The following is a 13,911-nucleotide window of genomic DNA, read 5'->3' on the forward strand; positions in this document are numbered from 1 at the left end:
TATTTTTTATGCTTTGGTCGAGGCAAGTTTTGAGATGGCTTCTGAGTTAAGATCGTTCATGTGCGATTTCATCACTTTTTGGTACATTTCCACCATACGATTTGACTCAATAAGCCCAACCATTTCCGTTACAGGATTGATATTGCTGGTCTCTAAAAAACCTTGTTCTATTAGATTTCCATCTTCCAGTTGCGTTAACTCATCGGTGCTTTTAAAGGTATAAAAACTCGCACCCTCTTTGAGCAATGATTTAATGTCATCACTTTGAACGATCATGAGATTGCCTATTTGATCTTCTCTGTTGTAAACGCCACCTGCTTTATCGACTCTAAACTCTCCATCATCAGGAATGGTGATGTACTGCTGATTTTGAAAATAGGTCGCTGGCAAAACAGGATAGCCCTCTTTTGTTGTTAAAATACCCTCCGAATTGAGCGTAAACGCGCCATTTTGGGTCAAGCGAATACCATTAGGAGTTTCCACCATAAAAAAGGCATCTTCACGCTTCAGTGCAAGATCCAACGCATTTCCCGTTCGTTTAATGCCACCTTGTTGGTACTTCACATACTCTTCAACCACTTGAGGCACTCTGACCCCCACGGCATTCATAAACTTGCTCGCATCTTTGGTGTTATCTTTGATGGGCATCTCATCTTTGTATTCTTGAAAAATACGTTTAAAATCTCCGACAACGACATCGTCTCTTTTAAAGGCGGTGGTATTTAAATTGGCAAGGTTATTGGAGATAAGGTCGAGTTTATTAAACTGAGTGACCATCGCTCCTGTAACGCTGTAGTAGCTACTTTGCATTGTTTTTCCCGCTGTTTTTAAAATCTTTCCTTACTTGAAGCAACTCCCGTTCCACTTTGCCAAAATAATTTTTTAACGTCATTTAAAAGAAAACTCGGTATAATCCACATCTTTTATTAAAGAAAACAAGAAATTTCCACCTCCATACACCTTACTCAAGGAGAGTCACACTTATGGCTTCAAAAGAACTCTATACCGCATTAGAAGAACTTTTTGCAGAAAATGAAAAAGCATACGTCACTTACGAAAATGTCATGGATCTTTTTGTAAAGCCACCTACCCCTGCAAACGTTAAAAAACTGATGAGCCTTTTAGAAAAATACAAAGTTACCCTTATCTCTTCAGCTGAAATTGCCAAAATGCGCAACAAAGAAGAGGCACGAAGACGCGAAGAAGAGCGCCAAAAAATCAAAGATGATGCCCTTGAAGAAGAGTTTGATCTTGCGAGCGAAAAAGAGCTGTTAGAGTGGTCACGCAGCGATAGTCCTGTGCGAATGTATCTTCGTGAAATGGGACAAATCTCACTTTTAACGAAAGATGAAGAGATCGACATCAGCAAAAAAATTGAATTTGGTGAAGACATCATCATCGATGCGTTCTGCTCTGTTCCGTATCTTATCGACTTTATTCTAGACTATAAAGAAGCGCTGATCAACCGTGAGCGTCGTGTTAAAGAGCTTTTCAAAACCTTTGAAGATGACAGCGACGATGGCGATGATGATGAAGAGTTTGATGAAGAAGAAGGCGAAGAAGGGGAAGAGAAAAAAACCTTCTCGAAAAAAGACAACACGAGAACTGAAAAAGTCATCGAAAGCTTTAAGTCCCTTGAAAAAGCGAAAAAAGATTGGCTTAAGAGTCTTACCAGACCACCTGAAGAGAACTTGGATGATGCTGAAGAGATGATGAACTACGATCTAGGCCTTGCGTACAAAAAGAAATTGCTTAAAGACGCATTGATGGATCTTGGACCTACCAGTAAGTTAATTAACGAGCTTGTAAAATCTATGGAAACAGCGCTTAAAAGTGACTTTGAATTTGACAAGGAGCTTAAACGTTTAGAGTACCGTTTGCCCCTTTTCAACGATACCCTCAGAGAAAATCACGTTAAACTTTTAACCAACATCGTTGATCTCACCAAAGAAGACATCACGACGATGGTTCCCGAAGCGACGATGGTTTCGACCTACATGGAGATCAAAAAGCTTTTCCAAACTAAGGAAGCCAGCAAACAAGGCTTTGATCTTGATCCTGAGAAACTCAAAGAGGTTCTTGAGCAGATCAAGCGCGGTAAAAAAATTGCCGACGAGTCTAAAACGCGTATGGCAAAAAGTAACCTTCGTCTGGTGGTTTCCATCGCAAAACGTTACACCAACAGGGGTTTACCATTCTTAGACTTGATTCAAGAAGGTAACATCGGTTTGATGAAAGCGGTCGATAAATTTGAGTACAAAAAAGGGTACAAATTCTCAACCTACGCGACATGGTGGATCAGACAAGCCATTTCACGTGCCATTGCCGATCAAGCGCGTACGATTCGTATTCCGATCCACATGATCGAGACGATTAATCGTATCAACAAGATCATTCGTAAACACCTTCAAGAAGAAGGCAAAGAGCCTGACATCGAAACCATTGCATTGGAAGTGGGTCTGAGTGCCGATAAAGTTAAAAACGTTATAAAAATCACCAAAGAGCCTATTTCGTTGGAAGCGCCTATTGGTAACGAAGACGATGGTAAATTTGGCGATTTCGTTGAAGATAAAAGCTCCATCGCCCCAATCGACCACATCTTGAAATCAGATCTTAAAGATCAAATCGATGAAGTGCTCGATCAACTCAATGATCGTGAAAAAGCCGTCATTCGTATGCGTTTTGGTTTGATGCACGATGAGAGCGACCGTACGCTTGAAGAGATCGGTAAAGAGCTTAACGTAACGCGTGAGCGTGTCCGCCAGATCGAGAGTTCTGCGATTAAAAAGCTCAAACATCCAAAAGTTGGACGTAAACTTAAAAACTATATCGAGAGCTAGTCTATGAGTAGTTTCGCAGAAGCGTGGATTGAGCACGACTACAATCCTTTCATTGTTTTTGATAACACTGGCAAGATCATCTCCCTCAACCAAGAAGCGCAATACCTTCTTGGTGAGGTCAACCATAAAAAAATCTTCGACATTGCCCAGACCTATGCGAGCATGACCTATGGTTTTAAAACGACCATCGTCGACATCGCCTTTAGTTCATACAAATTTTACGCCATTACGGTGGGGTATGATGATGAGACATCTATCGGCATCAAGCTTTACAAAAGTGCTACCAAAAAGTTTGCCAACGTTGAAGAGTACGGCGAAAGTGTCAACATCTACGCACTCCTTGATCTGTGCATCAGTGCCTCATCCACCAACTCAACGATCAAATTTAAAAAAGAGTTCGACCCCACGTTTCCCGATGTTCGCCTCAAAGTTGAAGACTTTATGAAACTGCTGACCAAGGTCTACCAGTCACACATCACCTCTTCGGTCATTACGACGCGCTTATCGCTTATTACAGGTGAATACATCCGTTTTAACACCAAAAAATACCCAATTTTTTCCATCTCCATTAAAGGCGATAACAGGGATAGAAACTACGAAAAAAGCATCGAAGAGATTGCCGTAAAAGGTAACTGTACGATTCACTTTGAAAACGACGAAACACTGATTCACTCAGCCATGGTTTCCTAGAAATCTTTACATGTAAAGTCATTTGGCTTTACATGTAACCTTCATTTAAGAGCTTAAACATGCTCCTCCATCAAGCGCTTCACCTGGTTTCATGTGCTCTTTTCCCCACTGATACATCAAACTTAAAATCGGTATAAGTGTTTCGCCCTCTGGAGTGAGCGAGTATTCTACTTTGGGAGGCACTTGGTTGTACTGCTCTCTGTGAATGATGTTATGGCTCTCAAGCTCCTTGAGCTGCTGACTCAACGTTTTATGCGCGATGGGCTGTAGCATCTCTTTTAAACGATTGTAGCGTATGACTTTTGTCTCAGATATCTTCCACAAAATAATCCACTTCCACTTTCCCTCTAGAATCGACATCGCATAATACATCGGACATTTTTCGTATTTATCGCTGAAATTTTCCATTTTTTGCTCCGTTACTTCCCTTTTGGTTAGTATATAACTAAAAAGTTCATTCTATACTTAAGTCATAAATAACCCTATAATTCAATTCAACAAAATCTTTAGAAGGAATACCGATGAAAATTGTAGCGATCAATGGAAGTCCACGTAAAAATGCCAATACCACAACCCTGCTTAAAAATGCCCTTGAAGGCGCAGCAAAAAATGGTGCTCAAACAGAGCTGATTCACCTTTACGACCTCAACTATCAAGGCTGTGTAAGCTGCTTCGCCTGTAAACTCAAAAGTGGAAAATCCTATGGAAAATGCACGCACAAAGATGAGCTCAAACCTCTTTTAGAAAAACTACGAGATGCAGATGCCATTCTCTTAGGCTCACCCATTTACTTTGGAAATATCACCGGAATGATGCGCTCTTTCATCGAACGTTTAGCCTTTCAATACACCCTTTACGATGTCAATTACTCTTCTTTGTTCCCTCGAAAAATACCCATAGGGTTGATGTACACGATGAATTTAGATGAAAAACGAATGCGAGAATGGGGTTATGTTGAAGCGCTTAGTGGTCTTGAAAAAAGACTGGGCAGTATATTTGGCTCTTCCGAAGCACTCTATGTCACCGATACCTACCAGTTTAAAGACTACTCCAAATACGAAGTAACCGCTTTTAGCGAACCGCACAAAGCCCAAAGGCGTAAAGATGTGTTCCCAAAAGATTGCGAAAAAGCGTTTGATATGGGAGTTCGCTTTGCCACGCTAGGTGTTTCACCTACGTTTTGCAGTGAAATGGCGCCACATTAGAAGAAGATTTGCGTTTACATGTAAGAGTGAAACCTTTACATGTAACCGCTTTTAAGGTTCAAAATCCTACAAACCCAATCGTCTGATATTGCTCAGCGAGATCAGATGCGCAGTCATAAAAGGAGTCGCTCCTTTTTTGCAGATGTCGAGTTTTTTCTTCTCACTTAGGTGGTTCAGTTTTTCTTCATTGAGCGTAAAAAAGCCATTGATGGTATGTGTTTTACCCTCTTCATCCAGAACAGTGGCACTTTTTTCCACCAAAAGCTCCCATGCTTCGAGTTCTTTAACAAAAGCGCTGCACGCTTGCAATTCGCCTTGGAAACGAATGAGAAAATCCAACGTGTTTTTGGTCAAATCGCTCGGCGTTTTGTCCTCTTTAAAAAGCGCTCTTGGTTGATTTGAGGCGTTTAATGCTTCCAAAGCCTCTTCTTCAATACCTAAAGAAAAGCCCTCTTTTCCCTCATTTTGAACCAAAATAAACGGATAACGTCTCAAAAAAGCAGGAAGGTATTTGCCTTTTTTAAAACGACGGGTCTCATCTAAGTAGACGTTTTTATCGTTAAAACCAAGTAACGCGATGGCAAGCCAGTCCCCTTCTTTATTTTTCGTAAATAAAATCGGATAGTCCTTGCACGCTTCGTAAAACTCTCCAATGCCCAAAGGAACGCTTATCATCGTCTCTAAGTTTGGATAGCCAAGGGCGTCATTGACAGCTTTGGTTTGATCTTGCGGTTGGTTGATAATATGCAATGCCATAGGTTATGTTCCTCTAAGTGATCGTAATATGTTTGAGCATCATACCATTTTAAGGGCAAAATTTCACTGTAGGGGAAGAGGAAAAGAAGCGGTCACATGTTACATGTAACCGCTTTGGAGGGCTAAAATTCGATGAGATTTTGGATTTTCTCAACGATGCTTGGATCTTCAAGCGTTGAGATATCTTGTGTGATAGGCTCTTTTTTCGCAATCGAGCGAAGGATTCTTCGCATGATCTTACCACTTCTGGTTTTTGGAAGTCCCGGAACGAAGCGAATCGCATCGAGTTTGGCGATATTTCCAATTTCCTTAACAATCAGCTTGTTAAGCTCTTGGATCATATACACCTCTTCGCTTAAGCTATCTTCGCCCTTAATAACAATATAGGCGAAAATTCCCTCGCCTTTGATCGGATCAGGACGACCGACAACAGCCACTTCCGCAACGTTTTCATGATGCGCAAGAACCGCTTCGATCTCAGCCGTACCAATTCTATGCCCTGAAACGTTGATAACATCATCGGTGCGCCCTGTAATGACGATGTAGCCATCATCATCGTACATCGCGCCATCACCCGAAAAGTAAACCGGTTTACCGTCTTTCTTACAATCCCCAAAGTACGACTTCACAAAACGATCACTATCGCCCCAGATATTGCGGATCATGGATGGCCAAGGTTTGGTGATACACAAGAATCCTTTTTCACCTTTGGGTGTTGGATTGCCGTGCTCATCGATGATCTCTGCTTTAATACCTGGAAGTGGGAATGTCGCAGAACCTGGCTTGATCGGTGTAGCACCCGGAAGTGGCGTAATCATATGACCACCCGTCTCTGTTTGCCACCATGTATCAACGATAGGACAGTTTCCACCACCGATTTGCTCATAGTACCACATCCACGCATCAGGATTGATCGGCTCACCAACGGTTCCAAGCACTTTGAGAGAACTTAGATCGTACTTTGAAGGAGCATCAGCCCCCTCTTTGTGAAGCAAACGAATCGCTGTTGGCGCGGTATAGAACTGATTGACCCGGTGCTCTTCGATCATACTCCACCATCTGCCTACATCGGGGAACGTTGGAACACCTTCATACATAATGGTCGTTGCACCCATCGCAAGTGGTCCATAAACGATGTATGTATGTCCTGTAATCCAACCAACGTCCGCCGTACACCAAAACGTATCGTTCTCTTTAACATCAAAAACGTGTTCCATCGTGTACTGCGCCCAAAGGATGTAGCCAGCACTTCCGTGTTGAACACCTTTTGGTTTGCCAGTACTTCCTGATGTGTAGAGCAAGAAGAGTGGATCTTCTGAGTCCATCCATTCAGGATCACAGTACTGAGATTCATTCATGATGATCTCGTTGTAAACATAGTCACGTCCTGGAACGTAGTCGATGTCTTCAAAGTTTCTCTGAACGATCAGTACTTTTTCACAACTCTCACACCCGACACTGAGTGCTTCATCCACAACGGGTTTTAACATGTAAGGTTTACCACGACGAAATGCACCATCGGCGGTAATGACAAGCTTAGCCTCAGCATCTTGGATACGATCACGTAACGCTTCAGCAGAGAACCCACCAAAAACAACGGAGTGAATTGCACCAATTTTTGCACATGCAAGCATCGCAAATGCCGCTTCAGGAATCATTGGCATATAAAGAACAACACGATCCCCTTTTTTGATGCCAAATTTATTGCGCATCAAGTTTGCCAAGCGGTTAACACGGTAGAAAAGTTGAAGATAGGTGATAATGCGACGTTTGCCGTCCTCACCCTCCCAGATAATCGCTGCTTTATTTTTGCGAGTCTTTAAATGACGTCCTAAACACTGATGCGTAACATTTAATTTGCCACCTTCGAACCATTTGTAGAACGGAGCATTATCTTCATTTAATACTCTATCATAAGGCTTAAACCACTCAATTTTCTCACGTGCTAACTTGTCCCAATAGCCTTCAAAATCCTCATCCGCTTGGATACAAAGCTCCTTGTACTCACACATGTTCTTAATTCTGGCTTCTTTACTTAAAGCTCTACTTGGTTCAAAAAGTTGTGACATTGTTACGATCCTTTGTTCTATAATTTAAAACGCCTTTTGATAAATCTTTGAAGGCTATTTTTGAAAAAATTTGCCCCTTGCGAGGCAAATTTCTTAGTGACTTGAAGCGCCTTCCGCTCCAATACCTGTTTGACTTCGAATAAACTGATGCTCATATGCTGCAATCTCTTTTGCCGCATCGTCACTTTTATCCATTAAAGAGATGATCCAAATACTGATAAACGCTATACCGACTGAGAAAAGTGCTGGATTACCGTATTTGTAAATAGGCGCTGCATTGTGTAGAACATCTACCCAAACTGCTTTACTCAAAATAACCAACACAATCGCGGTAAAAAGTCCTAAGCCTCCGCCATAAACGGCACCTCTGGTTGTAAGCTTTCTCCAAAACATGGAGAGGAAAAGAATCGGGAAGTTAGCACTTGCCGCAATCGCAAACGCAAGTCCAACCATGAACGCAATGTTCTGTTTTTCAAACGCAATGCCTAATAATATCGCAACGATACCAAGAGCAATCGTAGCGTACTTAGACACTCTCATCTCTGTCATTTCATCCACACGACCTCGTGCAAAAACATTGGCATAAAGATCATGACTGACCGCACTTGCACCTGCAAGTGTCAAACCAGAAACAACCGCTAAAATGGTTGCAAAAGCAACGGCTGAGATAAATCCTAAGAAAAGGTTTCCGCCAATAGCATGAGCAGAGTGAATCGCTGCCATATTACCGCCACCAATCAATGTGTTTTTAACAGTATCAAAATATTGTGGATGACCTGTTAATAACACGATAGCACCAAATCCTATAATAAAGGTTAAAATATAAAAATAACCTATAAATCCAGTGGCAAAAAAGACGGACTTTCGAGCCTCTTTAGCATCGCTTACGGTGAAAAAGCGCATCAAGATATGTGGAAGACCTGCGGTTCCAAACATCAAAGCAACACCTAAGCTGATCGCTGAAATGGGGTCACTGACAAGACCGCCTGGGCTCATAATCGCCGCCGATTTTTTCACAGCAACCGCTTGAGAAAAGAGTGTCTCAACATTAAAATCCATTTTGTACATAATCATAACCGCCATGAATGTTGCACCAGAGAGCAAGAGGCATGCTTTAATAATTTGTACCCATGTGGTTGCAAGCATGCCACCAAACGTAACATATAAAATCATCAAAATTCCAACCATAACGACCGCATACGCATAGTCAAGCCCAAATAAAATTTGAATCAATTGACCTGCACCAACCATTTGAGCAATCAAATAAAGTGCAACGGTTGCCAAAGAACCAAGGGCAGCAAGAGTGCGAATTGGGGTCTGTCTTAAACGGTACGATGCAACATCAGAAAAGGTGTATTTACCCAAATTTCGAAGTTGCTCCGCTACCAAGAAAAGAATGATCGGCCAACCAACCAAAAAGCCTATGGAGTAAATAAGTCCATCAAAACCTTTGGAATACACCAACCCTGAAATTCCAAGGAAAGATGCTGCTGACATATAATCACCCGCAATCGCTAAACCATTTTGGAACCCTGTAATTCCTCCACCTGCGGTGTAAAAATCTTTCGCTGTTTTGGTTCGTTTTGCAGCCCAGTACGTAATACCAAGTGTTCCCGCAACAAAGACTAAGAACATAACGATAGCCGACATATTCACTTCACTTTTCCCTGAAACCTCTGCAGCCCCAGCAGCAAAGAGAACATTGCTTAATGCTAAAAGCAACAATCCCCATCTCATTTTTCACTCCTTGCTTCTTCTTTGATTTGATTGTTTAAGTCATCAAACTCGCCATTGGCTCTTTGGATATAAACACCCGTTAAGATAAATGATAAGACAATGATGCCAAATCCTATGGGGATGCCTACGGTGGTTACGCCACTTCCAATGGTCTGTCCAAAGGTCGTAGGTGAAAAAGCAATTACAAGGATAAACGCATAATAAACAACCAATATAGTGATGGTTAGCTTCCATGCGAAACTACTTCTTTTTTGCACGAGTTCGGTATATTTCGGATTAGCTCGTACTCTGTCATAGATGTTCTGACTCATAAATGCTCCTTCTTTGTGATGTGGTAGCCTGATGACATTGTAAAGAAGTAACATAGCATTAACGTAGCATTTTTATTTTTGGAACAAAAGAGGATTTTTTTCTAAATAATATGAGTAAAAAAGTAACTTTAGCGGTTTTTCTCGGGGAAATACTTCTCAATCTTATACCCAACACCCTTAAGATTGATGATAAAATCCTCCTTAAGAAGCTTGCGAAAACGACTGATTTCAGCCCTAATAGAGGCATTATCGATGGGTTCATCGTTCCATACGTAAGTGCGGAATTTCTCGAAGTCAACGACCACACCCATGTTCTCAGAAAGTAGTGTCACAATTTGTAACTGCTTCTTCGTAAGGACTTGGACATTGTTATTGTAAAAGAGCATCTGCTCCTCTTTGGAGAAGACATATTTGGAGTTTAAGATGATGTGTTTGAGGTTTTTGATTGCAGACTCTTTTTTGATCTTGTCGATACGAAGTCCCAATTCTTTAAGATGAAACGGCTTTTTGAGATAGTCCGAAGCGCCTAATTCAAACGCTTGAGAGATGTCATCGATGTCCACATTGGCACTGATGAAAATGGTCGGAAACGCATGCTCGATCTCATTGAGCGCTTTGAGCAGGTTCAGCCCACTCATTTTAGGAATGTTGATGTCTAAAAGTAACAGATCAAACGCATCTTTTTTGATCGCTTCATACGCCTCTTCGCCGTTACCAAAAGCGATGACTTTGTGCCCCAACGCTTCTAGATACTCCTCGATAGAACTTCGTAACATCAACTCATCTTCGAGCAGTAAAATTTTCATTGGTTATCCTTTTGTAAAACAGTAGCGAAAACAGGTTTTAGATTCATTCGAGTCAACCTCTATCATGACATCATTCGCATCGCAAATCTCTTTGACGATGTTTAGCCCCAAACCAAACCCGCCACGCGCCTCATCTTCTCTGTAATAACGATCGAACAGCTGCTTAGGCGCTTTGATCTTCTCGCCTCTATTTTCCACCTCAAACACAACCTCATTTTCACGCGCATAAAGTCTTACATGTAAAGGTTGTTTTTCGTAACTGTACTTGATCGCATTGGAGAGATTATTGTCACAAATGCGCTGTAATTCGATCTCATTGAAGAGTATAAAAAGCTCCGGCATGATGTCCATGCTGATGTGCAGTTTATTGCCTTGTGCTACATCTTCAAAGTAATCCACGCGTTCTTTTAAAAACGTCGAAACGTTGATCATGCTTTTTTCGTACACGACGCTGTCTTTTTTCACGACATACGCTAGATCTTCATAGATATTATCGAGCACCTTTACCGCCGCTTCAATTTTGAGCAAATAAGGATTGGTTTCAAATTTGAGATTGTACAGATCGATGTTCATGAGAATGATAGAGAGTGGCGTGTTGATCTCATGAATCGCGTTTTTGACAAAACGATCTTGCTTTTCTAAGAGCTCCTGTGTAAAATCAATCGAGCGTTTAAGCTCCACTGTCTTTTGCTCGACAATGCCCTCAAGGTTGCTGTTAAGCTCCACAAGCGCACTGTTTTTGGCTTTAATCTCTTCGATCATCACGTTCGCATGGGTGACGATCTCTTGAAACTCTTGAAACTTGATCTTTTCCATATCGATAAATTCATAACTTTGAGACGCCTTTTTAAACGAGTAGACGATAAAGCGAATTTCACGCTTCATAATGTCACTCACATAGCGGTACTCCACCGTGCTTACCAAGTATAAAAAGAGTGTGAGCATATAGATTTTCAGCACAAAATTGATGATCTTATCTTGGTACGCTTTTTTCTTTTCAGCCAGTACATTTTCGATATTTTTTGTGCTCACGCCACTGCCCAAAATGAGATCCAGTGGCGCATAATGCTCCGTAACAACGATGTCTTTGCCCACATCTTCCACAGGCAGTTCAGCGCTACGGTAGAGCATTTTTCCTGAATGATGCTGCAAAAAAAGATAATTTTGTCCATTACTTGGAGAAATAAGTGCTTTCATATCTTCTTTGAGTTTTTGATAAATCTGCTCTTTGGAAAGCCCTTCGCTTTGAGAAAAGCGGTACTGCGTGATGTTATGAAGTAAAAGCAGTTGCTCTTCGGCACTTTTTTGTTGCGTCTGAATGTAGCTCTCTTCGACGATTTTGATCTCTTTTTGAAAATCCATGTATTCATTGACAATGACCAAACACGCGGAGATAAACGCAAAAACACCTGCAAAAAGAATCGCCATGAAATTGATCTGATTGATGCTTTTGGTGTCTTTTCGTTTTTGGAGCAAAAAAATCCTTTACATGTAAAACTTTTGGAGACTATTTTACCTACATTCTCCCCAAAAAAGGAGATACAAGCCATTTTTGGTATAATTTGACTCAAACCTACGCTACAGGGAGTGACACAATGAAAATCCGAATACCTGCCGAATGGGAAGAGCAAGAGGCACTGATCGTCGTTTTTCCTCCAAAGATGAGCGATTGGGCACACTCGATTGATGCGATTCATCAAACCTACTTGAGCTTTATCACCACCATTGCGCGCTTTCAAAAGTGCATGGTCATTTGTGAAGACAAAACAGCACTGGCAACTTCACTGCCAAATCTGCAAAACATCGAACTCATCCAAATGCCAACGAATGACACATGGATACGCGATTTTGGTGGCATTAACATCTATAAAAATCATAAACGCAAGACCTACGACTTTGTTTTCAACGCGTGGGGCAATAAATTTGAAGCCAACTTGGACAACAGCATCACCAAACAGCTTTTTGAGGAAGGCTATTTGGAAGGAAAACTCAAAAGCTTTGACTTTGTACTCGAAGGCGGAAGTATCGACAGCAATGGGCAAGGCGTGATGCTCTCAACCGCATATTGCCTTTTTGAAGAGAACCGAAATGCGCATCTTTCCAAAAAGAAAATCAAAAAAACGCTGATGGAACTTTTTGGGCTTAAAGAGCTGGTTATCCTTGAACACGGCGCACTGATGGGCGATGACACCGACTCGCACATCGACACGTTGGCTCGTTTCATCAACAAAAACACCATCGCGTATGTGAAATGCTACGATAAAAAAGATGAACATTACAAAGAACTTCGCAAGATGGAAAAAGAGCTTCAAAAAACAGACTTTCATCTGCTTCCACTCCCACTTCCATCAGCGAAATACTTTAACGATCACCGCATCCCTGCGACTTACATGAACTTTGTACTGATCAATAACGCCGTGCTCGTTCCAACCTACTCAGACGCTTGCGATGAAGAGGTTTTAGCGATCTTTGAGCGTTATTTTCCTGATCGTGAAGTGGTTGGCATCGAATCATCCGTGCTGATTCGCGAACACGGAAGTTTGCATTGTGCGTCTATGAATATTTACAAAGAGAGAGATGACGCCTAATGACTTTGCAGAAAAAAGCGACTGTTGTATCGAGTGCTACGGCTACCATTCTTATCGTTATCAAGCTTTTTATTGGAATTTTGAGTGGTTCTGTCGCTGTTTTAGCCTCTGCCATCGACTCTGTTTTAGACTTAATCGTCTCAGCCTTTAACTATTTTGCCATCACGAAAGCCGAGCAACCTGCCAACAAAACGTTTAACTACGGCAAAGGTAAGATCGAAGCACTTGCCGCCGTCATCGAAGGTACGGTCATCACCGTTTCGGGTCTTTTTATCTTTTACAGCGCGATCAAAAAAGCGATTTTTCATGAACCGCTTGAACACTTAAGTGAGTCTATCCTTGTGATGCTCATTTCACTAGGACTGACCGTTGCTTTGGTCATTTTTCTCAATTATGTTGCCAAAAAAACGCACAGTATGGTGGTCAAGTCTGACGCGCTGCACTACAAAACAGACGTGCTCAGCAATGGCGCCATTTTGATCTCTTTAGTACTTATTCAAGTCACGGGATTTGAGCTAATCGACTCCATTATGGGTGTGATTATCTCCATTTACATTATCCACTCTGCGTATGAGATCATTCGCGATGGCGTCTACATTTTGCTGGATGCCTCACTTGATGAAGAGATTGTTGAGAGCATTAAAAACATCATTCTTGAAGAAAAAGAGCTCAGCGATTTTCACTACCTCAAAACCCGAAAATCTGCCAATACGAACTTCGTTGACGTTCACTTGGTTTTTAGCCCTGGCATTTCACTGATGCGAGCACATCATGCAGGAGATCGGATCGAAGAGAAGATTAAAGAGCTGATTCCTGAAGGTGAGTGGGTCATCAATGCCCATCTTGATCCTTACGATGACTCAGAGATTAACGATATGAGGCAACGCGTCAAAGGAGAGATGGATTAAT

13 protein-coding genes are annotated in these 13,911 nt (G+C 41.6%); 5 read left to right on the forward strand and 8 right to left on the reverse strand.

Features of this window, described 5'->3' with window-relative positions; all coding sequences use genetic code 11:
• Window positions 1–6 precede the first annotated feature (6 nt).
• Window positions 7–810, reverse strand: coding sequence for a flagellar hook-basal body protein (locus SMUL_RS10995; RefSeq protein ID WP_025345308.1), 804 nt, complete (start codon window positions 808–810; stop codon window positions 7–9).
• Between the two features lie 173 nt (window positions 811–983).
• On the opposite strand from SMUL_RS10995, the gene rpoD reads away from it, so the two are divergent.
• Window positions 984–2,840: an RNA polymerase sigma factor RpoD gene (gene rpoD, locus SMUL_RS11000; RefSeq protein WP_025345309.1), complete on the forward strand. Its 1,857-nt coding sequence runs from the start codon at window positions 984–986 to the stop codon at window positions 2,838–2,840.
• Window positions 2,841–2,843: 3 nt separating this feature from the next.
• A complete protein-coding gene (locus SMUL_RS11005) occupies window positions 2,844–3,530 on the forward strand; it encodes a hypothetical protein (RefSeq protein ID WP_025345310.1) in 687 nt (228 codons plus the stop codon).
• 45 nt (window positions 3,531–3,575) lie between these two features.
• Here SMUL_RS11005 and SMUL_RS11010 read toward each other — a convergent pair whose 3' ends face one another.
• A complete protein-coding gene (locus SMUL_RS11010; protein ID WP_025345311.1) occupies window positions 3,576–3,938 on the reverse strand; it encodes a winged helix-turn-helix transcriptional regulator in 363 nt (120 codons plus the stop codon).
• Window positions 3,939–4,051: 113 nt separating this feature from the next.
• Here SMUL_RS11010 and SMUL_RS11015 point away from each other — a divergent pair, with 113 nt between their 5' ends.
• Window positions 4,052–4,735 carry a flavodoxin family protein gene (locus tag SMUL_RS11015; RefSeq protein ID WP_025345312.1) on the forward strand — a complete coding sequence of 228 codons (684 nt, stop codon included), beginning with the start codon at window positions 4,052–4,054 and terminating at the stop codon, window positions 4,733–4,735.
• 66 nt (window positions 4,736–4,801) lie between these two features.
• Here the strand turns inward: SMUL_RS11015 and SMUL_RS11020 are convergent, their stop codons facing one another.
• From SMUL_RS11020 to SMUL_RS11045, 6 genes are all read right to left on the reverse strand, one after another.
• A complete protein-coding gene (locus SMUL_RS11020; protein WP_025345313.1) occupies window positions 4,802–5,491 on the reverse strand; it encodes a SapC family protein in 690 nt (229 codons plus the stop codon).
• A gap of 122 nt (window positions 5,492–5,613) precedes the next feature.
• Window positions 5,614–7,560 (reverse strand): acetate--CoA ligase, encoded by a 1,947-nt coding sequence (gene acs, locus SMUL_RS11025; protein WP_025345314.1) that lies wholly within the window; start codon window positions 7,558–7,560, stop codon window positions 5,614–5,616.
• A 93-nt stretch (window positions 7,561–7,653) separates the two neighbouring features.
• The gene (locus SMUL_RS11030) at window positions 7,654–9,297 is read right to left on the reverse strand and encodes a cation acetate symporter (RefSeq protein WP_025345315.1); all 1,644 of its coding nucleotides are present in this window, start codon (window positions 9,295–9,297) and stop codon (window positions 7,654–7,656) included.
• A complete protein-coding gene (locus SMUL_RS11035) occupies window positions 9,294–9,608 on the reverse strand; it encodes a DUF485 domain-containing protein (protein WP_025345316.1) in 315 nt (104 codons plus the stop codon). Before SMUL_RS11035 ends, SMUL_RS11030 begins: the two co-directional genes overlap by 4 nt.
• 128 nt (window positions 9,609–9,736) lie before the next feature.
• Window positions 9,737–10,414, reverse strand: coding sequence for a response regulator transcription factor (locus tag SMUL_RS11040; protein WP_025345317.1), 678 nt, complete (start codon window positions 10,412–10,414; stop codon window positions 9,737–9,739).
• A gap of 3 nt (window positions 10,415–10,417) precedes the next feature.
• Window positions 10,418–11,890: a sensor histidine kinase gene (locus SMUL_RS11045; RefSeq protein ID WP_025345318.1), complete on the reverse strand. Its 1,473-nt coding sequence runs from the start codon at window positions 11,888–11,890 to the stop codon at window positions 10,418–10,420.
• 119 nt (window positions 11,891–12,009) lie between these two features.
• On the opposite strand from SMUL_RS11045, the gene SMUL_RS11050 reads away from it, so the two are divergent.
• Entirely contained in the window at window positions 12,010–13,002 is a 993-nt protein-coding gene (locus SMUL_RS11050; protein WP_025345319.1) for an agmatine deiminase family protein, read from the forward strand.
• Window positions 13,002–13,910 (forward strand): cation diffusion facilitator family transporter, encoded by a 909-nt coding sequence (locus tag SMUL_RS11055; RefSeq protein ID WP_025345320.1) that lies wholly within the window; start codon window positions 13,002–13,004, stop codon window positions 13,908–13,910. Before SMUL_RS11050 ends, SMUL_RS11055 begins: the two co-directional genes overlap by 1 nt.
• Window position 13,911 lies beyond the last annotated feature (1 nt).

The sequence above is a fragment of the Sulfurospirillum multivorans DSM 12446 genome (assembly GCF_000568815.1).
In the GTDB taxonomy this organism is placed as follows: Bacteria; Campylobacterota; Campylobacteria; order Campylobacterales; family Sulfurospirillaceae; genus Sulfurospirillum; species Sulfurospirillum multivorans.

Coding starts and splice junctions, on each gene's coding strand:
- SMUL_RS10995 (WP_025345308.1), bottom strand. CDS start 810: ATGCAAAGTAGCTACTACAGCGTTACAGGAGCGATGGTCACTCAGTTT.
- rpoD (WP_025345309.1), top strand. CDS start 984: ATGGCTTCAAAAGAACTCTATACCGCATTAGAAGAACTTTTTGCAGAA.
- SMUL_RS11005 (WP_025345310.1), top strand. CDS start 2,844: ATGAGTAGTTTCGCAGAAGCGTGGATTGAGCACGACTACAATCCTTTC.
- SMUL_RS11010 (WP_025345311.1), bottom strand. CDS start 3,938: ATGGAAAATTTCAGCGATAAATACGAAAAATGTCCGATGTATTATGCG.
- SMUL_RS11015 (WP_025345312.1), top strand. CDS start 4,052: ATGAAAATTGTAGCGATCAATGGAAGTCCACGTAAAAATGCCAATACC.
- SMUL_RS11020 (WP_025345313.1), bottom strand. CDS start 5,491: ATGGCATTGCATATTATCAACCAACCGCAAGATCAAACCAAAGCTGTC.
- acs (WP_025345314.1), bottom strand. CDS start 7,560: ATGTCACAACTTTTTGAACCAAGTAGAGCTTTAAGTAAAGAAGCCAGA.
- SMUL_RS11030 (WP_025345315.1), bottom strand. CDS start 9,297: ATGAGATGGGGATTGTTGCTTTTAGCATTAAGCAATGTTCTCTTTGCT.
- SMUL_RS11035 (WP_025345316.1), bottom strand. CDS start 9,608: ATGAGTCAGAACATCTATGACAGAGTACGAGCTAATCCGAAATATACC.
- SMUL_RS11040 (WP_025345317.1), bottom strand. CDS start 10,414: ATGAAAATTTTACTGCTCGAAGATGAGTTGATGTTACGAAGTTCTATC.
- SMUL_RS11050 (WP_025345319.1), top strand. CDS start 12,010: ATGAAAATCCGAATACCTGCCGAATGGGAAGAGCAAGAGGCACTGATC.
- SMUL_RS11055 (WP_025345320.1), top strand. CDS start 13,002: ATGACTTTGCAGAAAAAAGCGACTGTTGTATCGAGTGCTACGGCTACC.